The organism is Giesbergeria anulus (genome assembly GCF_900111115.1).
GTDB lineage: Bacteria > Pseudomonadota > Gammaproteobacteria > Burkholderiales > Burkholderiaceae_C > Simplicispira > Simplicispira anulus.
This window is the reverse complement of the sequence record NZ_FOGD01000004.1, coordinates 157,216-177,882: the sequence shown is the minus strand read 5'-3', so window position 1 is coordinate 177,882 and position 20,667 is coordinate 157,216. Positions and strand designations below refer to the sequence as shown.

Annotated in this window: 18 protein-coding genes; 10 read left to right on the top strand and 8 right to left on the bottom strand. The window is 58.4% G+C overall.

All coding sequences use genetic code 11. The annotated features are described in order from the left end of the window. Nucleotides 1–54: 54 nt before the first annotated feature. The 5 genes from BMX55_RS09005 to BMX55_RS08985 all read right to left on the bottom strand — a co-directional run bounded on the left by BMX55_RS09005 (nt 55) and on the right by BMX55_RS08985 (nt 5,886). Nucleotides 55–1,041, bottom strand: coding sequence for a pseudouridine synthase (locus BMX55_RS09005; RefSeq protein WP_091456226.1), 987 nt, complete (start codon nt 1,039–1,041; stop codon nt 55–57). Nucleotides 1,042–1,116: 75 nt separating this feature from the next. After that, nucleotides 1,117–3,492 carry a putative bifunctional diguanylate cyclase/phosphodiesterase gene (locus BMX55_RS09000; protein WP_425432061.1) on the bottom strand — a complete coding sequence of 792 codons (2,376 nt, stop codon included), beginning with the start codon at nt 3,490–3,492 and terminating at the stop codon, nt 1,117–1,119. Further along, nucleotides 3,489–4,106, bottom strand: a complete 618-nt coding sequence (locus BMX55_RS08995) for a methylamine utilization protein (RefSeq protein ID WP_143059609.1) — start codon at nt 4,104–4,106, stop codon at nt 3,489–3,491. The genes BMX55_RS09000 and BMX55_RS08995 overlap by 4 nt, the downstream gene beginning before the upstream one ends. Continuing rightward, nucleotides 4,103–5,044 carry a DUF4394 domain-containing protein gene (locus BMX55_RS08990; protein ID WP_091456219.1) on the bottom strand — a complete coding sequence of 314 codons (942 nt, stop codon included), beginning with the start codon at nt 5,042–5,044 and terminating at the stop codon, nt 4,103–4,105. The genes BMX55_RS08995 and BMX55_RS08990 overlap by 4 nt, the downstream gene beginning before the upstream one ends. A gap of 95 nt (nt 5,045–5,139) precedes the next feature. Beyond that, nucleotides 5,140–5,886, bottom strand: a complete 747-nt coding sequence (locus BMX55_RS08985; RefSeq protein ID WP_177172865.1) for a Crp/Fnr family transcriptional regulator — start codon at nt 5,884–5,886, stop codon at nt 5,140–5,142. A gap of 179 nt (nt 5,887–6,065) precedes the next feature. Here BMX55_RS08985 and BMX55_RS08980 point away from each other — a divergent pair, with 179 nt between their 5' ends. The 8 genes from BMX55_RS08980 (at nt 6,066) to BMX55_RS08945 (ending at nt 15,822) form a co-directional block, all read left to right on the top strand. Beyond that, nucleotides 6,066–7,253 carry an ABC transporter substrate-binding protein gene (locus BMX55_RS08980; protein WP_091456312.1) on the top strand — a complete coding sequence of 396 codons (1,188 nt, stop codon included), beginning with the start codon at nt 6,066–6,068 and terminating at the stop codon, nt 7,251–7,253. 169 nt (nt 7,254–7,422) lie between these two features. Next, the gene (locus BMX55_RS08975) at nt 7,423–9,369 is read left to right on the top strand and encodes an AMP-dependent synthetase/ligase (protein WP_091456211.1); all 1,947 of its coding nucleotides are present in this window, start codon (nt 7,423–7,425) and stop codon (nt 9,367–9,369) included. 8 nt (nt 9,370–9,377) lie between these two features. After that, nucleotides 9,378–10,163 (top strand): ABC transporter ATP-binding protein, encoded by a 786-nt coding sequence (locus tag BMX55_RS08970; protein ID WP_091456205.1) that lies wholly within the window; start codon nt 9,378–9,380, stop codon nt 10,161–10,163. An 18-nt stretch (nt 10,164–10,181) separates the two neighbouring features. Then, a complete protein-coding gene (locus BMX55_RS08965) occupies nt 10,182–11,111 on the top strand; it encodes a branched-chain amino acid ABC transporter permease (RefSeq protein ID WP_091456201.1) in 930 nt (309 codons plus the stop codon). A 30-nt stretch (nt 11,112–11,141) separates the two neighbouring features. Further along, a complete protein-coding gene (locus BMX55_RS08960; protein ID WP_091456198.1) occupies nt 11,142–12,218 on the top strand; it encodes a branched-chain amino acid ABC transporter permease in 1,077 nt (358 codons plus the stop codon). Nucleotides 12,219–12,268: 50 nt separating this feature from the next. Then, nucleotides 12,269–13,594 (top strand): ABC transporter substrate-binding protein, encoded by a 1,326-nt coding sequence (locus BMX55_RS08955; RefSeq protein ID WP_091456195.1) that lies wholly within the window; start codon nt 12,269–12,271, stop codon nt 13,592–13,594. 120 nt (nt 13,595–13,714) lie between these two features. Further along, a complete protein-coding gene (locus tag BMX55_RS08950; RefSeq protein ID WP_091456309.1) occupies nt 13,715–14,524 on the top strand; it encodes an ABC transporter ATP-binding protein in 810 nt (269 codons plus the stop codon). A gap of 50 nt (nt 14,525–14,574) precedes the next feature. Then, nucleotides 14,575–15,822: a phenylacetate--CoA ligase family protein gene (locus BMX55_RS08945; RefSeq protein ID WP_091456192.1), complete on the top strand. Its 1,248-nt coding sequence runs from the start codon at nt 14,575–14,577 to the stop codon at nt 15,820–15,822. 23 nt (nt 15,823–15,845) lie between these two features. Here BMX55_RS08945 and tgt read toward each other — a convergent pair whose 3' ends face one another. Further along, a complete protein-coding gene (gene tgt / locus BMX55_RS08940) occupies nt 15,846–17,018 on the bottom strand; it encodes a tRNA guanosine(34) transglycosylase Tgt (RefSeq protein ID WP_091456306.1) in 1,173 nt (390 codons plus the stop codon). 65 nt (nt 17,019–17,083) lie between these two features. Here tgt and BMX55_RS08935 point away from each other — a divergent pair, with 65 nt between their 5' ends. After that, nucleotides 17,084–17,566, top strand: coding sequence for a universal stress protein (locus BMX55_RS08935; RefSeq protein WP_091456188.1), 483 nt, complete (start codon nt 17,084–17,086; stop codon nt 17,564–17,566). Nucleotides 17,567–17,569: 3 nt separating this feature from the next. On the opposite strand, the gene BMX55_RS08930 is transcribed toward BMX55_RS08935, so the two are convergent. Both BMX55_RS08930 and BMX55_RS08925 read right to left on the bottom strand, forming a co-directional pair. Further along, complete coding sequence (locus BMX55_RS08930) at nt 17,570–17,959, bottom strand: hypothetical protein (protein ID WP_091456185.1); 390 nt, start codon at nt 17,957–17,959, stop codon at nt 17,570–17,572. A 92-nt stretch (nt 17,960–18,051) separates the two neighbouring features. Beyond that, entirely contained in the window at nt 18,052–20,124 is a 2,073-nt protein-coding gene (locus BMX55_RS08925) for an ATP-dependent helicase (protein WP_091456182.1), read from the bottom strand. Between the two features lie 217 nt (nt 20,125–20,341). Here BMX55_RS08925 and BMX55_RS08920 point away from each other — a divergent pair, with 217 nt between their 5' ends. After that, the gene (locus BMX55_RS08920; protein ID WP_091456180.1) at nt 20,342–20,659 is read left to right on the top strand and encodes a hypothetical protein; all 318 of its coding nucleotides are present in this window, start codon (nt 20,342–20,344) and stop codon (nt 20,657–20,659) included. The last annotated feature ends 8 nt before the right edge of the window (nt 20,660–20,667 follow it).

Here is a 20,667-nt window from a genome sequence, read left to right as displayed (position 1 = left end):
GAAAATAAGATTTGCCACTGTAGCGCGGCTATGGGGCGTTAGGGCGATAACAGTTCAAAACTGCTCTTGTGGCCCCAGATAGCGCCATTGGCCTACTGGCAACTGGCCCAACACAACGCGGCCAATGCGGATGCGTTTCAGGCCCACCACCTTCAGGCCCACCAGTTCACACATGCGCCGGATTTGGCGCTTTTTGCCTTCGGTCAGCACAAAGCGCAGTTGTTCTGGGTTTTGCCATTCCACCTTGGCCGGTTGCAGTGGCTGGCCGTCTAGGCTCAAGCCGTGGCGCAGGCGCTCCAGTTGCGCCCGTGGAAACACCGCTTGCACATTGCTACTGACCGGATCGTTTTCGTGGATTTCGAGCAGCGGGGCAGCGCGCTCGTCGGGGGCCAAAGGGCGCAGCGGCCCCGGCCCCTGATAGACCACGCGCACCAAGTATTCTTTTTCCATCACCGAGTCTTCGCCAATGATCTGCCGGGCCACGCGGCCATCTTGCGTCAGAACCAGCAACCCCACCGAGTCAATATCGAGCCGCCCGGCTGGGGCCAAGCCGCGCAGGTGGGGCGGAGTAAAGCGCAAGCCGCTGCCATCTTGACGCCAATGGGTGCGCGGGTTGATCAGGGCCACGGCGGGTTGGTGGCCGTCTTCGGCTTGGCCTGAGACATAGCCAATGGGCTTGTTGAGCAAGATAGTGACGCGGCTGTCTTGCTGGCGTTGCGCGGCGCGCTCTACCTCGACGCGGTCTTGCGGCGTGACTTTGGTGCCCATCACCGCTACTTGACCATTGACCAGCACCCAGCCTTGGGCAATCCAATCGTCAGCCTCACGGCGCGAGCATAGGCCCAACTCGGCCAAGCGCTTGTTCAGCCGGATGCCTTCAGGGGATGGGGCAGGAGCCGCCGGGCGCGCAGGTGCTGGGGCGGGCCGCGCTGGGCGCAAAGGGGGGGCAGCGGCTACGATGCTTGGGCGGCGCAGCACTGGGCGGCCTGTGCTGGTAGCGGGGGGCGAAGCCGGGGGGCGGGGGGCATTATCAGAAGACATGAAAAAATCGCTAAAGCAGTGGTGCACCCTGCGGTACGAGGGCAGGGCGCTGGGGCATAGGGTGGTGGGTGGGTATCAGCGGCCTGTCTCTTGCGCCCAAGCGCGTTGGGCATGCCATGACAAAAAGGCATCGACCGGCACCGGGCGGCTGACATGGTAGCCCTGAGCTTCATCGCAAGACAGGGCGCGCAAGCGCTCCAAAATGGCGGCATTTTCTACCCCCTCGGCCACCACGGTCAGCCCCAGATTGTGGGCCAGATCAATAGTCGAGCGCACGATCATCTCGTCATCGTGGTCGTGCTCCATGCCCATGACAAAAGATTTATCGATCTTCAGCTCATCCACCGGCAGCCGCTTGAGGTAGCCCAGCGAGGAGTAGCCGGTGCCAAAATCGTCAATTGAGAGCTTAAAGCCGTGCTGCGATAGGCGGTTAAGCATGGCCTCGGCGCGCTGCGGGTCGTCCATGATCGCGCTTTCAGTGATTTCGAGGCAAAAGCCTTGTGGCAGTACTCCGTGGCGCACCAGCATGGCTTGCAGGCGTTCGCACAATTCGGGGTCGAGCAGGTCGCGCGTAGACAGATTGACCGAAATGCGCAGGCCCATGCCTTGGGTGCGTGGGTCGGCCAGCAGGCGCGCCGATTCCTCAAACATCCACAGCGTGAGTTGGCGCACAAAGCCGGTTTGCTCAGCAAACGGGATGAAGTCCATCGGTGGCACCAAACCACGCTGCGGGTGCTGCCAACGCACCAATGCCTCCACGGCCAAGCCAGGTTTGCCTTGTAGCGGCACCTTGGGCTGCAAGTACAGGCGCAGTTCGTTGCGCTCAATGGCGCGGCGCAGCTCAGTAAGCAGCGACAGCGTTTGTGCGCTAGACGAGTCCATGATCGGGTCATAAAGCTGCGGCCCGTTGAGTTTGCGCTTGGCCGCGTACATGGCAATCTCAGAGCGGTTGAGCAGCGTATCCACATCACTGGCATCTTGCGGCCAGCAGGCAATGCCAATGCCAGCACTCAAATCTACCATCTGGTCGCCAAAAGCCAAGGGGCGCTCAAAAGATTGGGTAATGTTGCACGCCACCACCATCGCGGCATGGGAATCAGTGCGCCGCAGCAGTAGGGCAAATTCATTGCCGCCCATGCGCGCCACCATATCGCCATGCGCCATGATCTGCTCGCGCAGCCGCTTGGCCACCGCTTGCAGCAGCTTGTCACCAAAGGCATGGCCCAGCACATCATTCACATGCTTAAAGCGATCCAAATCGAGCGTGATGACAGCTAAGCTCGTGACTTCGGGGCTATAGTCGGCATGGGCAGAAATGGCCGCCAGCACGGTGTTGCGAAAGCGCTCGCGGTTGGGTAGGCCAGTCAAGCGATCCCAATAGGCCAGATGGCGGATTTCTGCCTGCTGCTCGGCAATGTCAATGCGCATACGGTCAAAGGAGCGCGCCAACAGGCCAATCTCATCACGGCGCTCGGTGTGCTCCACGGGCATGTCGTACTCGCCGCGTGAAATGCGCTGGGTGCCCAGCACCAACGAGCGCAGCGGCGTAGTCACCCAGCGGGCCATCAAGCCGTGCCCCAACGCAAACAGCACTAGGCCGGTCAGGGTGATGGCAGCCAGTAACCATTGCAATTGCCGATATGGTGCCACCACGGCATCCACCGAACGCAGCAGCAGGGCTTGGGCCTGCTCAGGGCCTTCTTGGCCCAAGGCCATCGAGCGCACCAGCAGGGTATCGTGACCGTGGGTTAGCTCGGTCACTGCCTCGCTGCTATGCTTGCGCAGTGCTGCAAGGGCTGGAGCGCTCAGGGTACTGACGGGTACCCCCCATTGACCATCGGTGCCATGCACACGCAGGGCCACTTGCACAGCCAGCAGTTGCTGCATCTCATCGGCCAAGGGCTGGTTGATGGGAAAGCCCATCAGCACCCAACCCACCAGCACCGGCGCACGCATGGGTACCAGCACAAACTGGTATGGCAGACCATGAACGGTGCTGATCTGGCTGCTTTGCTCACTGGCAGACAGGGTGGGCAACACTTGGGCCAGTGCTTGGTCAAAGGTGCCCAGTCCTTTGTCGCTGCTGACGCTGCGCACCTGTAACTGGGTATCGAGTAGCGCCACCACCGCAGCGCCCATGCGCTGGCCGTGGTTTTCTAGGGCAGACTGTATGGTGTGCTGATCGCCAGAGCCCACGGCGGTGCGAAAGCCATAGTCGGCGGTCAGTAAGGTCGCGCCTTGGCGCAGCCGTTCGGCGTTTTGCTCTAGCAGGCGACGCCAGACGTTCTCATCGGTATCGAGGGTGTGGGCAATTTGGCTACGGGCATTGCGGTCGATGCTGTTGCGCACCAAGGCAAAACCAGCCATTTGTACCAGCAACAACAGCAGCAGTGAAATCCCAACCAGCCGTGCAATCAAGCTGCGGGACAGGGTAGCCAGACGCCAGTTCAAGGTGCCAGCTCCTTGAGTTGCACAGTGGTCGCGACGGTATCCGTGGTTCCGACGGTAATGGGCAGGTCTGGCACGGGTGTATGCACCGGCAGGTGCGGATGCCATACCCTCAGCCGGTAGTTGCCAGCGGGCACTTGGTCGATTTGTACTCGGCCCGTGTCGGCAGCCGTTTGCGCATAGTAGGGGGTATCGAGCACGACAATCCAGCCCACCATCTGATCGTGGATATTGCAACCTAGGGCCACCACGCCGGGCTGCTCAAAGCGCACGGGCGCGGTGGGGGTGCCGCTGTAGAGCTTCAGCTCAAACTTTTTGGCCGCCGAGAAAGAGTACACATGGTGGCGCACGGTGTCTCGATTCGGAAAAGCCACCTCGCTACCCACTGGAACCACCAGCACTTGCGGGATAAAGCGTTTGTTATCTTGGGCCATTTCTAGGGCGGGCAGGGGTTTAACCTGCCGCCGTGCTTGGGCTGACTCCAAAAAGACCACGGCTTGCCCCAGTGGCTGGCCGGTGGGCGATTGCACAGCTACCTGCACGCTGCCAGCGTGCGCGCCCATCAGCAAACCCCAGCTGGCGCACAGCATGGCCGTGGTGTGGTGTCGTAGCTTCATGGCGCAATGGCGATGCCCAGCAGCGCCTCTCCCTCTCCCACAATACCCAGGGCTGCAGCGCGGCCTGTGGCCAAATCAATCTGGTACAGGCTGGTGACGGCAGAAGTGGAGATGCCCCGCACCGCAGCCAGCGCTTGGTTGGACACATCAGAAATATCGAAGCTGGCATCGGCCAGTGCCCCCAGCCCCAAGGGGCCAATGGTGTGCAGTTGTCCAGTGTTGGGCGAGATGACTGGCTGTGTGCCTTCGAGCGAGCCTTGCACCACCAAGGTGCCTAGGGTTTTGTCGATGGCGTAGTTGGTGGTTAGCTTGTCATTGTGCTGGTTGTAGGTGTAGGCGGCAGCGGCAAGGTCGGGTTGGCGTCCGGCATAGGCATCGCCGGGCGCGTAATGGAGCTTGCCATCGGTTTGCACGCCGGGCTGTGCTGGGTCTCCATCCACCACTTGGCCCGTGTCGGGGTGCAAACGCAGATTCAGGCCACTGGGGCCCACCACACGCAGGCGATCGACCGTAGGATTAAAGTCTAGGCCAAAACTGCCTACTGGCAAAGACATGGCCGCAGAGCCTACCGGGTGCAGTGTGGCATTTTGCACATCTAGGGTGTAGAGCTGTCCTTGCCGCGACAGCGCATACAGTACGCCACGTGCTACCCGAAAATCAATGCCTACCAACTGCTGGTCTGCGGGCAGACCACGGATGCGCTGGCGCTGCAAAATCTGCCGGGGCTGCTTGGCCTGAAAACGGATCAGCTCCATCGAGGCCGTCACGGCTAGCAGCTCAGGGGCTTGCATTTGTGGCCGAGTCTGGGCAGGGTGGGCCGGGTTGGTGGCGTAGGTGTTATTAAGCTCTGAACTGGGCGTGGTAGCACAGCCTGCCAGTGCCCAAGGCAGCACAGCCAACCAGAGTAGACGGGGGGGGAGCAAGGGCGTGCAAGTCATAGGCAGAATCTATATCTTTATCGAAGGCGTTTGTTATAACTCTTAAGCACAGACTCTGCAAATGAGTGACCCCGCTGTGCTGGAGTTTGTAAAGGTTAACGCTTTTTGCGGCCCAGCTTGCCCTGCTCCCCAGCCTGAAACACATGCCAGCGCAGGGCGGCCAAATCCAGCACCCGCACGCCGCCGTATTCCACTCGGATGGCTCCTTGGCGCTCCAGCGCTGTTAGGGCCTCATTGACGCGCTGACGCGACAGCCCGACCAAATAAGCTAGTTCCTGCTGCGTGATGTGCAGCACTTGGCCCACACTGGGATAGAGCACCGGATTAAACAAAGCGGCCAAGCTGCGTGCCACGCGCAAGTCGGGGCTGTTAAGCCGGTCAATCTCGCGGGCGGCAATAAACTGGCCCAGCCGCTCATTGAGCTGGTTCATGACAAAACGGTTAAAACCAATGGAGTGGTCTAACAGCCAATGAAAGGTATCAATCGGCAAGCCTGCCACCACACTCTTGCGCAGCGCCTGCACGTTGTAGCGGTACGGTTCGCGTTTCATGGCAGTACCCTCGCCAAACCAGCCTCCAGGGGGCAAGCCAGCAAACGTCATGGTGCTGCCATCGGCATGGTCACTGCTCATCTTGAGCAACCCTTCAACTACACCAAACCAGTAGGTCACAGGGCGGCCTAAGCGGCACACATAGTCACCGGGGCTGGCATCGCCCACCTGCAACGCCGCAATGGCGCGCTCGCGCTCGTGGGCATGCAGGGGGGCCAGCCAAGGGATACCGTTAATTTCTTCGGCGGTGGGCGTGCGCCGACGCTGGTGCAAAGACAACTCTTGGGACATGGAGCGATACAAAGCAAGGGTTAATGCGGGATTTCCATGAGACACATTGTCGGGAACAAGACAGCTTTTGCTTGCACACTGCATGGTGATGCAAAGCCCAAGTATGCGCTGTGGGCCACCATGCAGCCTCTTCTTTTATGTCTGCAAGCCTCTTGCCCTCCATTGTCGAGTTGACCCCCATGACATCTCAAACTATTACAGATACAGAGATAGCTTCTCGTGCCGCACCGGTCAGTCTGGCCCGCCGTCGTTTTCTAGCCAGTGCCGTGGCCTTGCCTGCTTGTTGCACCTTACCCTCGGCTTGGGCACAAGAGACATCGTTAAAAATTTGCCAAACCACCGCCCTTACTGGGCCACTGGGCGATCTGGGCTCTGCACTACACCAAGGCGCAATGGCTGCATTTCACGCCATCAATGCGCGCGGTGGCGTTCATGGACGCCAGATCAAGCTTGAAACTTTGGACGATGCCTACGAGGTGCCCAAAGCCATGCTCAATCTGGAAAAGTTCTTGAACGACTCAGACTGTTTTGCGCTGTTCAATTGCTTTGGCACACCCATGGTCGAGGAGATGATGCCCCGGCTCAAGGATGGCAATATGCCCTTTTTTACCCCGTTAACTGGTGGGCAAGTCTCGCGGGTGGCCGGTGCGCGCCATGCGTTTAACATCCGGGCCAGCTATGCCGACGAAGCCGAGCGGCTTGTGCAGCACTTGGCTACCATTGGCATCCAGCGTATCGGTATTGCCTACCAAAACAATACCTTTGGCCGCGAGGTGTTTACGGGTGCTGAGGCAGCCATGCGCCGGGCCAAGCTACCCGATGCCATCGCCACCACAGTAGAAAGCAATGCGGCTGATGCCGCCAAAGCCGCTGCCCTGCTGGCCGAGAGCAACCCTGAGGCGGTGCTGGTCGGGCTGGCAGGTAAGCCGGGGCTGGAGTTCATCAAAGAGTTTCGCAAACTGCGCCGGGGCGTCAGTCTCTATGCTTTGTCTGTGCTGGGCACATCGGCCAATATTAAAGCCTTAGGTGCCGATGCGCTGGGGATGGCTATCTCCCAAGTAGTGCCTTTGCCCACCAATGCGTCCACCGCAGTGGCGCGCGATTTTGTCAAGGCACTCAAAAACTTCGATGCCCAAGCGACACCTTCACATTTGGCACTGGAGGGCTATATCAATGCACGAACATTTGCCGAAATACTCCAACGCGCTGGCAAGGGGGCCAGCCGCAGTGCCTTTATGGATGCCAGTTGGGGGCTAAAAAAGTGGGATTTGGGCGGCTTTGAGATCCACGCCACTACGCCCGACCGCAGTGCCTCGCGCTTTGTTGAGTTGACGGTGGTGGGGCGCGATGGACGCTTGATGCGCTGATCTATCAGCAAAACAAGGGTTTTACCCAACAAGGACAAACCCTGCAATTGTCGTCGTAAAGACAAATTGGCGTCAAATTGCTCCCTACCATTCCGGGCAGAGTTGTAGGCCCACGTGGCCTGCCAGCGTTGGCCTGACCGGCCACCCCTTGAACCTTTTAGGATCCGGAATGAAGACCACGTTTCCGCAACTGCTACTTCAGCACGCTGCCGAGCGCCCCGATGCCCCGGCACTGCGCGAAAAAGAATATGGCATCTGGCAGACCCACAGCTGGGCAGCCTTAGCTCGTCTGGTAGAGCAAGTGGCCGCTGGCCTGCACCAAGCTGGCTTAGGCCGGGGCGAGCATATGGTGGTGATTGGGGCCAACCGGCCCCGCCTGTACGCCACCATGTTGGCCGTGCAATCCTTGGGTGCCATTCCGGTGCCCTTGTACCAAGATGCCGTGGCCGCCGAGTGCGTCTACCCCCTTAACAACGCCGAAGTGCGCTTTGCTGTGGTCGAAGACCAAGAGCAGGTAGACAAGCTGCTCGAAATCCGCGACCGCTGCCCCGCTATCTCGCATATTTACTACGATGACCCGCGTGGCCTGCGTAAATACAGCGAGCCGGGGCTGGCCGCTTTTGACACCCTGATTGAAGCGGGCAGCGCCTTTGCCAGCAAAAATCCACAGTGGTTCCGCAACGAAGTGAGCAAAACCCAGCCGCAAGATGTGGCTGCCATGTTCTTTACCTCAGGCACCACCGGCAACCCCAAGGGCGTGGTGCATACCCACAACACGCTGCTCGACCGCGCCACCGCCGGCGCCGAGTTTGACAAGCTCACCAGCGCCGAAGAAGTGCTGGCCTACCTGCCACTGGCCTGGATTGGCCAAAACATCTTTAGCTATGCCCAATGGCTGGCCTGCGGCTACGTGGTCAACTGCCCAGAATCTGCCAGCACGGTCAACATCGACCTCAAAGAAATTGGCCCCACCTACTACTTTGCGCCGCCGCGTGTCTTTGAAGGGCTGCTGACTAGCGTCACCATCCGCATGGAAGATGCTGGCAACCTCAAGCGCAAAATGTTTGAGTCCTGCATGGCACTGGCCCGCCGCGTCGGCCCCGCGCTGATGAATGGCGAAAGCGTTAGCGCCATCGACAAGCTCAAATACATGGTGGGCGATTGGCTGGTTTATGGCCCACTGCGCAACAACTTGGGTTTCTCACGGGTGCGCGTAGCCTACACCGCCGGTGAGGCCATTGGCCCTGATTTGTTTACCTTTTACCGCTCCATCGGCATCAACCTCAAGCAGCTTTACGGCTCCACCGAAACAGCGGTGTTTGTCTGCCTGCACCCCGATGACCAAGCCCGTGCCGACACCGTGGGCGTGCCCATTCGGGGCGTGCAAATCAAGGTGGCCGACAACGGCGAGATTTTGGTCAAGTCCGCTGGGCTGCTCAAAGAGTATTACAAAAATCCCGCCGCCACGGCAGAAGTGCTCACACCTGATGGTTGGTACCACACCAGCGATGCGGGCTTCTTGGATGCCAATGGCCACCTCAAAATCATTGACCGCGTCAAAGACGTGGGCCGCCTCAAGGGTGGTGCCCACGATGGGGCCATGTTTGCGCCCAAGTATGTCGAGAACAAACTCAAGTTTTTCCCGCACATCAAAGAAGTGGTGGCCTTGGGTGATGGCCGCGACCGCGTGTGCGTGATGATCAACATCGACTTTGACGCTATGGGCAACTGGGCCGAGCGGCGCAACTTGCCCTATGCCGGTTACACCGATTTGGCGCAAAAGCCCGAAGTCTATGAATTTATCCGTGAGTGCGTAGAAAAGACCAACGCCGATCTGGCCAGCGATGTGCTGTTGGCAGGCAGCCAGATCAGCCGTTTCTTGATTTTGCACAAAGAGCTAGACGCCGACGATGGAGAACTCACCCGTACCAACAAGGTGCGCCGTGGCTTTATTGCCGACAAATACAGCGTACTGGTCGATGCACTGTATGCCAATCGTACCGAGCAATTTATTGAGACCGTGGTCAAGTTTGAGGATGGCCGCACTGGCAGTGTCAGTGCCACGCTCAAGCTCTCGGATGCCAAAACATTCACCCCGGTGAAAGCCGCTGCCTGAGGAAACCCATGAGCGATAAGAAGATTGGCGACGTCATCCTCGACATCCAGAACATCAGCCTGCGTTTTGGCGGCGTCAAGGCGCTGACCGACATTTCGTTCAATGTGCGCGAGCATGAGATCCGCTCCATCATCGGCCCCAACGGTGCTGGTAAAAGCTCGATGCTCAACTGCATCAATGGCGTCTACACCCCCACCGAAGGCTCTATCACCTTCCGTGGGAAAAAGTTCGATCACATGAACAGCCGCCAAGTGGCGGAGATGGGCATTGGACGCACCTTCCAGAACTTGGCGCTGTTCAAGGGCATGAGCGTGATCGACAACATCATGACCGGGCGCAACCTCAAGATCAAGAGCAACCTGTTTATGCAGGCACTGCGCATTGGCCCGGCCCAGCGCGAAGAAGAAAAACACCGCGAGTTTGTCGAACACATCATCGACTTTCTCGAAATCCAAGCCTTCCGCAAAACGCCCGTGGGCCAGTTGCCCTACGGCCTGCAAAAACGGGTGGACTTGGGCCGCGCCTTGGCAATGGAACCCCAAGTGCTGCTGCTGGACGAGCCAATGGCGGGCATGAACGTCGAAGAAAAGCAGGACATGTGCCGCTTCATTTTGGACGTGAACGACGAATTTGGTTCCACCATCGTGCTGATCGAGCACGACATGGGCGTGGTCATGGACATCTCCGACCGCGTGGTGGTGCTGGACTACGGCAAAAAAATTGGTGACGGTGAGCCGCAAGAGGTGCGCGACAACGAAGACGTGATTCGCGCCTATCTGGGCACCAGCCACTAACCGCAGGGAGAACAATCAATGGCATTTTTTCTTGAAACCCTGATTGGCGGCCTGATGGCCGGCATGTTGTATGCGCTGGTGGCGCTGGGCTTTGTGCTCATCTACAAGGCGTCGGGCGTATTCAACTTTGCCCAAGGGGCGATGGTGCTGTTTGCCGCCTTGGCAATGGCGCGTTTTTCGGAGTGGGTTCCCAAGTGGCTAGGCACCGACAACCTGCTGCTAGCCAACCTGCTGGCCTTTGTCATTGCTGGGGCTTGCATGTTTGCGGTGGCTTGGGTGATTGAGCGGTTGGTACTACGCCATCTGGTCAACCAAGAAGGCGCCACCCTGCTGATGGCCACCTTGGGCATTACCTACTTTCTGGAAGGCTTGGGCCAAACTTTCTTTGGCAGCGACATCTACAAAATCGACATCGGTATGCCCAAAGACCCGGTGTTCTTGTTTGAGTCCATATTCCCCGGTGGCGTGCTGGTGAACAAAGAAGACGTGATTGCTGCTGCCATTGCGGGCGGGCTGGTGATTTTGCTCAGCGTCTTTTTCCAAAAGACGACCACAGGCCGCGCACTGCGCGCAGTGGCCGATGACCACCAAGCCGCTCAATCCATTGGTATTCCGCTCAACCGTATCTGGGTAATTGTGTGGTGTGTGGCGGGTGTCGTAGCACTGGTGGCCGGGATGATCTGGGGTAGCAAGCTGGGTGTGCAGTTCTCGCTGACCACGGTGGCCCTGCGCGCCTTGCCGGTGGTGATTTTGGGTGGCCTCACTTCGGTGCCCGGTGCCATTATTGGTGGCCTGATTATTGGTGTGGGCGAAAAGCTCTCCGAGGTTTACCTTGGCCCGTTTGTCGGTGGTGGTATCGAAATCTGGTTTGCCTATGTGCTGGCGCTAGTGTTTTTGCTGTTCCGCCCACAAGGCTTGTTCGGTGAAAAGATCATCGACCGCGTGTAAACAACAAGAAAAAAGAAAAGGAGACTTTCCATGTTCTACCGCGAAAACGGCCAGTTCAAGACGTCCTACCGCACGGATCAGCAGATTTTCCCGATTGCGCAAGACCGCATTGCGATTGCGGCCTTGCTGGCAGTGGCTTTTTTGGTCGTGCCCATGCTGGCTACCGATTATTTTTACCGCGCTATTTTGATTCCGCTGGTCATTATGTCGATGGCCGCCTTGGGTGTGAATATTCTGGTGGGCTACTGCGGACAAATCTCGCTGGGTTCGGGAGCCTTTATGGCTGTGGGGGCCTATGGTGCCTACAACTTCTTTGTGCGCTTTCCGGGTATGCCGCTGATTCCGGCGCTGATTTTGGGCGGTCTGTGCGCCACCTTCTTCGGCATTTTGTTTGGTTTGCCCAGCTTGCGCGTCAAGGGCTTGTATCTGGCTGTGGCCACGCTGGCAGCGCAGTTCTTTAGCGACTGGATGTTCCTGCGCATCAAGTGGTTCACCAACAATTCGGACTCAGGCTCGGTGTCGGTCAATAGCTTGCAAGTGCTGGGAATGCCCATTGACAGCGCCACATCGAAATATGTGTTCTGCTTGGCTTTGCTGGTGGTCATTGCGCTGCTGGCCAAAAACTTGGTGCGTGGTGCTATTGGCCGCGAATGGATGGCAATTCGTGACATGGACGTGGCCGCCAGCGTGATCGGTATTCGCCCCATGTATGCCAAGCTCAGTGCTTTTGCCGTCAGCTCTTTCATCATCGGTATGGCTGGTGCGCTGTGGGCCTTTGTACACCTGAGCTCTTGGGAGCCTGCCGCCTTCTCAGTAGAAATGTCCTTCAAACTGCTGTTTATGGTGATTATTGGTGGCTTGGGTTCGATTATGGGCAGCTTCTTTGGTGCCGCCTTTATCGTGCTGCTGCCCATTGTGCTCAACCAGTTTTTGCCTGCATTAGCGGCACTGGTCGGTGTGGAGATTTCTACGGCGGGTGTCTCTCACGCTGAACTGATGATTTTTGGCGGTCTGATCGTTTGGTTCCTGATCGTAGAACCCCATGGCTTGGCCAAGCTGTGGTCTATTTCTAAGCAAAAGTTGCGCCTGTGGCCCTTCCCACATTGATGATTTCCCCGTACTCTGCACTTTTCACATTTCACACCAAGGAGACATCCATGAAGCTTTCGAAAATCGTGATTGCCGTGGCCGTACTGGCCGCCGGGGCCACATCCGTCACCAGTGCGGTGGCGCAGGCCAAAGAGCAGTTCTTCCCACTGTTGTCGTACCGCACCGGCCCCTATGCACCCAATGGCACACCTTGGGCCAACGGCAAGCAAGATTATCTAAAGATGGTCAATGCCCGTGATGGCGGCATCAATGGTGTCAAGATCAGTTTTGAAGAGTGTGAAACCGGTTATGCCACCGACCGGGGTGTGGAGTGCTACGAGCGCCTGAAAAGCCGTCCTGGTGTGACGTTGTTTGACCCCCAAGCCACCGGCATCACCTTTGCCCTGACCGAAAAAGCCCCCGTAGACAAAATCCCGCTGATGACGCTGGGCTATGGTCTGTCGGTGTCGCAAGACGGTATGGCCTTCAAGTGGAACTTCCCTTACATGGGCAGCTATTGGACTGGCTCTGACATCCTGATCCAGCACATCGGTAAAAATGCGGGTGGCCTCGACAAGCTCAAGGGCAAGAAGATTACGCTGGTCTACCACGACAGTCCGTTTGGCAAAGAACCCATCCCGCTGCTGCAAGAGCGCGCCAAAATGCACGGCTTTGAGCTGCAACTGCTGCCCGTGACCGCCCCCGGTGTCGAGCAAAAAGCCACTTGGCTGCAAGTGCGCCAAAGTCGCCCCGACTACGTGATGTTGTGGGGCTGGGGTGTGATGAACTCCACCGCCCTGAAAGAAGCGCAAGCCACCGGCTTCCCACGTGACAAGCTGTATGGCGTGTGGTGGGCCGGTGCCGAGCCTGATGTGCGCGATGTGGGCGAAGGTGCCAAGGGCTACCAAGCCTTGGCTCTGAATGGCTACGGCACGCAATCCAAAGTGATCCAAGACATTCTTAAGCATGTCTATGACAAGGGCCAAGGCACCGGTGCCAAGGATGAAGTCGGCTCTGTGCTCTACACCCGTGGCGTGATTATTCAGATGCTGGGCGTCGAAGCCGTGCGCCGTGCGCAAGAGCGCTTTGGCAAAGGCAAGGTCATGACTGGCGAGCAAGTGCGCTGGGGCATGGAAAACTTGGCCCTCGATCAGAAAAAGCTTGATGCACTGGGCTTTAAGGATCTGATGCGTCCCATCTCCACCAGCTGCGCCGACCACATGGGTTCGAGCTGGGCGCGGGTACAAACTTGGGATGGCAAGAAGTGGAACATCACTTCTGATTGGTACCAAGCCGACGAGCAAATTCTCAAGCCTCTCGTCAAGACCGGCTCTGACAAGTACTTGGCTGACAAAAAGCTGACCCGCCGCGAGGCTGCCGATTGCCAATCTTGATGGCATGACTCCGTTCCGGTGCAGCTGCGGCTGCGCCGGGTTCTGGCGGCTGCCAGCGCAGCCGCCAACCGGCAGGGTTGGCCTGCAAGCCCTGCCGATTGGCACAGAGAGAGAAACCTTATGGAAAACCGAAACATTGTCCTGAACGTCAACGGTATCGAGGTCATTTACAACCACGTGATCTTGGTGCTCAAGGGGGTCTCACTCCAAGTACACGAGGGTGGCATTGTGGCCATTCTGGGTGGTAATGGCGCGGGCAAAACCACCACCTTGCGCGCTATTTCTAACTTGTTGGCGGGCGAACGCGGAGCTGTTACCAAGGGCAGCATTGAGTTTCGGGGCGAACGCATCGAAAACCTCTCGCCTGCCGATTTGGTCAAGCGCGGCGTGGTGCAAGTGATGGAAGGGCGTCACTGCTTTGCCCACTTGACCATCGAAGAAAACCTGCTCACGGGGGCCTACACCCGTGCCAGCAAAGCCGAGATTGCCGCCAACCTAGAGAAGGTTTACAACTACTTTCCGCGCCTTAAAACCCGCCGCACCAGCCAAGCAGCCTACACCTCAGGCGGCGAGCAACAGATGTGCGCCATTGGCCGCGCCATCATGACCAACCCCAACATGGTGCTCCTCGATGAGCCATCGATGGGGTTGGCTCCACAAATTGTGGAAGAGGTGTTCAACATCGTCAAAGACCTCAACACTAAAGAGAAAGTCACTTTCTTGTTGGCCGAACAAAACACCAATATGGCGCTGAAGTATGCCGACTATGGCTACATCATGGAGTCGGGCCGGGTGGTAATGGACGGCACAGCAGCCGACCTGACCAGCAACGAGGACGTGAAAGAGTTCTATCTGGGTGTAGGCGGTGGCGAGCGCAAGAGCTTCAAGGACGTTAAGAGCTACAAGCGCCGCAAGCGCTGGTTGGCCTGAAGGCGGTCTGTTTTTTTCCCACGCACCCACCCACCTCGCCCCACACCACCATGACCTCTTTTTACGATACGCTGGAAACCCGTGCCCCCGCCGACCGTGAAGCCGCATTGCTGGCCGCACTACCGGCGCAGGTAGCCCATGCCCGCAATGCGGCTCCCGCTTTTGCAGCGCTTTTGGCCGACATTGATCCGGCCAGCGTTACCAGCCGCGAAGCTTTGGCCCGCTTGCCGGTGACGCGCAAATACGAACTGCTAGAGCGCCAGCAGGCGCAGCGCGCCGACAATGTCTTTGGTGGGTTTAGCGCTATTGACTTTGGTGCTGCCATGCCACGTGTGTTTTGCAGCCCTGGCCCGATCTATGAACCCGAAGGCAAGCGCGCTGATTACTGGCGCATGGCGCGGGCTTTGCACGCCGCTGGTTTTCGTGCCGGAGAGTTGGCACACAACAGCTTTAGCTACCACTTTGTGCCCGCTGGCTCCATGATGGAGAGTGGTGCCCATGCGCTCGGTTGCACGGTGTTTCCCGGCGGCACTGGTCAGACGGAGCAGCAAGTGCAGGCGATGGCCGAGCTGCGCCCCGCAGGCTACATTGGTACGCCCAGCTTTTTGAAACTGATTTTAGAAAAATCGGTAGAGTTGCAACAACCCATCCTGAGCATGAACAAGGCACTGCTGTCGGGAGAGGCTTTTCCGCCCAGTCTGCGTGACTGGCTGGCCGAGCGCGGCGTGCAAGGCTACCAGTGTTATGCCACCGCCGATTTGGGCCTGATTGCCTACGAGACTGCCGCCCGTGAAGGCTTGGTGCTTGATGAAGGGGTGATCGTAGAGATCGTGCGCCCTGGCACTGGCGACCCAGTGCCCGAGGGCGAGGTGGGCGAATTGGTCGTCACCACACTCAACCCCGACTACCCGCTGATTCGTTTTGGTACCGGCGATTTGTCGGCCATCTTACCGGGGCAATGCCCCACCGGGCGTACCAACACCCGCATTAAGGGTTGGATGGGTCGCGCTGACCAAACCACCAAGGTGCGGGGCATGTTTGTCCATCCGGGCCAAGTGGCAGCCATTGCTGCGCGCTTTCCGCAGGTGCTGCGGGCGCGGTTGGTGGTCACGGGGGAGATGGCCAATGACCAAATGGTGCTGCGCGCCGAAACGGCAGAGTTTGCCGGTGGCTTGGCCGAGCGCCTGCAAGACACCATCCGCGAAATCACCAAGCTGCGTGGTGAGGTGGAGCTGGTGGCCCCCGGCTCTTTGCCCAACGATGGCAAGGTGATTGAGGACGCCCGCAGCTATCGCTGATCAGCCCATTTTTTAACCTCAGCTCAGACGCCCCGCGCCCGCTCTGCCTTAAAGCGGGCGCGAAAAGCGGCAAACTGCCCCACATCCAGCGCCTCGCGCACCTCGCGCATCAGGTTCAGGTAGTAGTGCAGGTTGTGTACCGTGGTCAACATAGGGCCAAGCATCTCGCCACAGCGGTCGAGGTGGTGCAGGTAGGCGCGTGAAAAGCCCTCGCGTCCGCCCTGCTCCCAAGCCACGCCACTGCTACCGGCACAGGCATAGCAGGTGCAACTGGTATCGAGCGGCTGGTGGTCAGTTTTGTGGCGGGCGTTGCGGATTTTCAGGTCGCCATAGCGGGTAAACAGCGTTCCATTGCGGGCGTTGCGCGTCGGCATCACGCAGTCGAACATATCCACACCACAGGCCACGCCTTCTACCAAGTCTTCTGGGGTGCCCACACCCATCAGGTAGCGGGGCTTGTGGGCGGGCAGCCGGTGCGGTGTGTGCGCCATGATGCCGAGCATTTCTTCTTTCGGCTCACCCACGCTCACGCCGCCCACCGCGTAACCGGGAAAATCCATCTCCACCAGTTGCTGCAAAGATTCTTCACGCAGGTTCAGGTACATCCCCCCTTGCACGATGCCAAACAGGGCATTGGGGTTTTGCAGCCGCTCCATCTCGTTTTTGGAGCGCACGGCCCAGCGCAGGCTCATTTCCATCGAGGTGCGCGCTTCGCGCTCAGTGGTCAGGTGGCCCTTGGTTTCGTAGGGGGTGCATTCATCAAGCTGCATCACGATGTCCGAATTGAGCACCGTTTGGATTTGCATACTCACTTCGGGCGACATAAACAGCTTGTCGCCATTCACTGGGCTGGCAAAGGTCACGCCTTCTTCTGTGATTTTGCGCATAGCGCCCAAACTCCAGACCTGAAAGCCACCCGAATCGGTCAGGATGGGCTTGTCCCACTTTTCAAAGGCGTGCAGGCCGCCAAAGGTTTTCATGATGTCCAGGCCGGGGCGCATCCACAGGTGAAAGGTATTGCCTAGGATGATTTGTGCGCCCATATCGTGCAGGCTGCGCGGCATCACACCCTTGACGGTGCCATAGGTGCCCACGGGCATAAAGATAGGGGTTTGCACCACGCCATGGTTGAGTGTGAGCTGGCCGCGCCGGGCATGGCTGGCGGGATCGGTGGTCAGGAGTTCAAATTGCAGCATGGTGGCATTTTCGGTGATGCTGCGCCCGCTACACTGGTTCGTATCGACTCCCACTAGGAATTTCTATGCTCAAAATCCTCATCGCCATTGATGGCTCCGAATGCTCGCTTGATGCCGTACACCATGCCCTCAAGCTGGTAGAAAAGGGCTTGCAAGCCCAATTTGTACTGGCTAATGTGCAAGAGCCTGCTTCGTTGTATGAGCTGGTGACATCGCGCGACACCGACCTGATCGCCGCCGCCAGCGTGGAGGCAGCGCAAGATTTGATGGCCCCTGCACTGGCACTGCTGCAACAAGCCGGACAAGAATGCACTACCGAGGTGGGCATTGGCGACCCCGCCAATACCCTGATAGATATTATTGAAGACACCGGCTGCGATTTGGTGCTGATTGCGGCACGCGGCCAAGGGGCTATTGCCAGCGCGCTGCTGGGGTCGGTGTCGCAGGAGTTGGCCCATTCCAGCCCGGTGCCCGTGACCATCGTGCATCCTATCGATGCTGAATTGGCCCCCGACGAAGACGTAGACAGTGCGGATGCAACAGCCTGATGCTCAGGCAGCGCGGCGGAAACTGCTGGGACTTTGGTACTGCAATTTGCCGTGGGGTAGGGTAGCCAAGCGCTTGAACAGGCGCTGCACATAGCCACGCACCCACAGGCATTTGTTCAGTTCTTCTACTGGCAGTGGGCCGGAGATGACGATGATGTCATTGGCTTGGGCCAGATTGCCCGCTGCGCGCAGGCGTCGGCGGGTCATGGTGGCCCAAGAGTGGATGCGGGTAGGGTTGCCGTGCTGCTGCACCTCGCCGGTGTAGCGATCAAAGGCAATAGCCACGCTGTCTGTTTTCAGCTTAAAGCGGCGCTCGCCCGTGACGGCACTGGGCGTCTCGCGCATATCGTACAGGTAATAGCTCCCAGCTTTGAGCTGGTATTGCAAGTCCATGGTAGTTCTCCGTGGCGCGATTTTCGTGCAAATTGGTGTATTTCAGGTGTGGAATAGACCCCACAAAACGGGGCTTATAAGCAAAAAGCGCTTTACCGAGACTTGGCCGCAACGGCAGCAGCCGCTCTAGCCGCAAATTCGGCCTGCAATGCCCTGAACTTCTCGCGGTAGTCTTCTTGCGCCGTGGCTTGGTCGAGCTTCATTTCGGCAATAAAGCGGCTGGGCTGCGCCTTGACCATCTCGCGGCCTTTTTTGCGCTTTTTTGTCCAGCCCACAGCCAAGGTTCGCTGGGCGCGGGTGATGCCCACATACATCAGGCGGCGCTCTTCTTGCAGGCGTTGCACGATGTCTTCGCCCACGTCAGTGTCGCGACCGTTGTCATCGTCGAGTTTAAAGGGTAGCATCCCCTCGGTTACTCCCGCCAAAATCACGTGGGGCCACTCTAGCCCCTTAGAGGCGTGCAGGGTCGAGAGCGTGACCATATCTTGGTCTTTTTCGCGCTCCGAGATGGTCGAGAGCAAGGCAATGGTTTGTGCCACCTCCAGCAGGCTTTTGCTTTGGGTGGTAATCACATCGCCTGCCGCCTCGTCGAGTTGGCCGCCCGCGCGCTGGGCCATCCAGTCGCAAAATTCGAGCACGTTTGTCCAGCGGGCCGCTGCGACTTTTTCGCTTTCCTCGCCATCGTAGATGTGCTTTTCGTAGCCTATCTCTTGCAGCCAGTCTTGCAAAAATGCGTAGGCTGCTTCGGCCCCGTGGGTGTGGCGGGCGCGGTATTCCAGATCGTTGATGTAGCGCCCAAACTCGTGCAACCCTTCCAAGGCTCGTTTGGGGATGGCTGCGGGCAGCATGGCATTGAACAGCGCCTCAAACATGCTTTGCTTGTGCTGGGTGGCAAAGCCGCCCAGTTGGCCTAGTGTGGTGTGACCGATGCCACGCTTGGGGCTGCTGATAGCGCGCAAAAAGGCTGGGTCGTCGTCGGAGTTGATCCACAACCGGAACCAAGCGCACAGGTCTTTGATTTCGGCGCGGTCAAAAAAGCTGGTGCCGCCAGACACTTTGTAGGGTATGTTGACCTTGCGCAGCGCCTTTTCAAACGGCTTGGCTTGGTGGTTGGCACGGTACAAAATGGCGAAGCTGCGCCATTCTGGTGGCGGGTTGCTGGCAGCGCGCAGGCTTTGGATGCGTGCCACGGCGCGTTCGGCCTCGTGCTCTTCGCTGTCGGCGTCCACCACGCGCACCGGCTCGCCTTCGCCCAACTCTGAAAACAGCGTTTTGGGGAACAGCTTGGGATTGGGCTGGATGACGTTATTGGCCGCGCGCAAGATGGCGCTGGTGGAGCGGTAGTTTTGCTCCAGCTTGACCACCTTGAGGGCCGGAAAGTCTTGTGGCAATTTTTTCAGATTGTCTAGCGTGGCACCGCGCCAACCGTAGATGCTTTGGTCATCGTCGCCCACGGCGGTAAAGTGGCCGCGCTCGCCCACCAGCAGCTTGAGCAGTTCGTATTGCGTGGCATTGGTGTCTTGGTATTCATCCACCAGCACATGGCCGAGCAGGGCTTGCCATTTGGCACGCACGTCCGGAAAGTCGCGTAGCAGCTTGAGCGGCAGGCTGATGAGGTCGTCAAAATCTACGCTTTGGTAGGCGCTCAGGCGCTCCTCGTAGCGCGCCATGAGCACGGCAGTGCTGCGTTCTTGTTCGTCTTGCGCTTGGGCCAAGGCGGCAGCGGCATTCAGACCCTGGTTTTTCCAGCGGCTGATCGTCCATTGCCACTGCCGGGCGGTAGCGGCATCGGTGGTGCCACCGGCGGCATCTTTGAGGATGCTGGTCACATCGTCGGTGTCCAAAATGCTGAACTGGGGCTTGAGGCCCAGCACCCGGCCATCTTCGCGCACCATGCGTACCCCCAGTGCATGGAAGGTGCAAATCAGCACTTCTTTGGCCCGGCGGCCAATCAAGCCTTGGGCGCGCTCGCGCATTTCGGCAGCGGCCTTGTTGGTAAAGGTGATGGCGGCAATGCGGCGCGGTTCGAGTCCGTGCTCAATCAGGTGGGCAATTTTGTGTGTGATAACGCGCGTTTTGCCCGAACCAGCGCCGGCCAGCACCAAACAGGGGCCGTGGGTGTAATGGACAGCCTGAAGCTGGGCGAGGTTGAGACCGGCAGACATGGGGGATAGAGCAAGAACAAGGCAGGCGGGAGCGCGCGCAATGATACCGAGGCCGGTTTTGTCTGCTTTTCACCACGGTACAGAAAATTGCTGTTATGCCCTGTGACACCCGATAACATCGACGTTGATTGCTTTTTATAGGTACTTAGTACCTGTAGAGTAGTCTTTTTCTATTGTCTTACTATTAACTTACCATCTTCTTTTCAGAAGTATCCCCATGAAAAAGATCGTTGCCCTGACCGCATCTGCCCTGTGGCTGGTATTGAGCAGCAGCGCTTTTGCTGCCACCGACTACAACCGTCCTCCTTCTGATGATGCCCAATACCGCCAGTGCCTGCGCTACGCCGCCAATCTTTATGAAGGTGGCGATGAAGCCAGCCCCATCCGTGGCCAAACCAAAGCGCAAGCTTGGTGTACCTGTATGTGGAATGAAACCCCCGACGACTTTGGCGGCAACTTGGTCAAGTTCTCTGAGTCGGCCAAAGGCAAGTTCACCAACAAAATGTGTGAAAAGCACGCCGATTGGCAAGAGTGATGTGCTGA

Bases quoted from the DNA above. Each gene is read 5' to 3' on its own strand.
- BMX55_RS08995 (WP_143059609.1), bottom strand. From the start codon at position 4,106: ATGAAGCTACGACACCACACCACGGCCATGCTGTGCGCCAGCTGGGGT.
- BMX55_RS08955 (WP_091456195.1), top strand. From the start codon at position 12,269: ATGAAGCTTTCGAAAATCGTGATTGCCGTGGCCGTACTGGCCGCCGGG.
- BMX55_RS08975 (WP_091456211.1), top strand. From the start codon at position 7,423: ATGAAGACCACGTTTCCGCAACTGCTACTTCAGCACGCTGCCGAGCGC.
- BMX55_RS08965 (WP_091456201.1), top strand. From the start codon at position 10,182: ATGGCATTTTTTCTTGAAACCCTGATTGGCGGCCTGATGGCCGGCATG.
- BMX55_RS08920 (WP_091456180.1), top strand. From the start codon at position 20,342: ATGAAAAAGATCGTTGCCCTGACCGCATCTGCCCTGTGGCTGGTATTG.
- BMX55_RS08980 (WP_091456312.1), top strand. From the start codon at position 6,066: ATGACATCTCAAACTATTACAGATACAGAGATAGCTTCTCGTGCCGCA.
- BMX55_RS08925 (WP_091456182.1), bottom strand. From the start codon at position 20,124: ATGTCTGCCGGTCTCAACCTCGCCCAGCTTCAGGCTGTCCATTACACC.
- BMX55_RS09005 (WP_091456226.1), bottom strand. From the start codon at position 1,041: ATGTCTTCTGATAATGCCCCCCGCCCCCCGGCTTCGCCCCCCGCTACC.
- BMX55_RS08970 (WP_091456205.1), top strand. From the start codon at position 9,378: ATGAGCGATAAGAAGATTGGCGACGTCATCCTCGACATCCAGAACATC.
- BMX55_RS08990 (WP_091456219.1), bottom strand. From the start codon at position 5,044: ATGACTTGCACGCCCTTGCTCCCCCCCCGTCTACTCTGGTTGGCTGTG.
- BMX55_RS08985 (WP_177172865.1), bottom strand. From the start codon at position 5,886: ATGTCCCAAGAGTTGTCTTTGCACCAGCGTCGGCGCACGCCCACCGCC.
- BMX55_RS08930 (WP_091456185.1), bottom strand. From the start codon at position 17,959: ATGGACTTGCAATACCAGCTCAAAGCTGGGAGCTATTACCTGTACGAT.
- tgt (WP_091456306.1), bottom strand. From the start codon at position 17,018: ATGCTGCAATTTGAACTCCTGACCACCGATCCCGCCAGCCATGCCCGG.
- BMX55_RS08960 (WP_091456198.1), top strand. From the start codon at position 11,142: ATGTTCTACCGCGAAAACGGCCAGTTCAAGACGTCCTACCGCACGGAT.
- BMX55_RS08945 (WP_091456192.1), top strand. From the start codon at position 14,575: ATGACCTCTTTTTACGATACGCTGGAAACCCGTGCCCCCGCCGACCGT.
- BMX55_RS08950 (WP_091456309.1), top strand. From the start codon at position 13,715: ATGGAAAACCGAAACATTGTCCTGAACGTCAACGGTATCGAGGTCATT.
- BMX55_RS08935 (WP_091456188.1), top strand. From the start codon at position 17,084: ATGCTCAAAATCCTCATCGCCATTGATGGCTCCGAATGCTCGCTTGAT.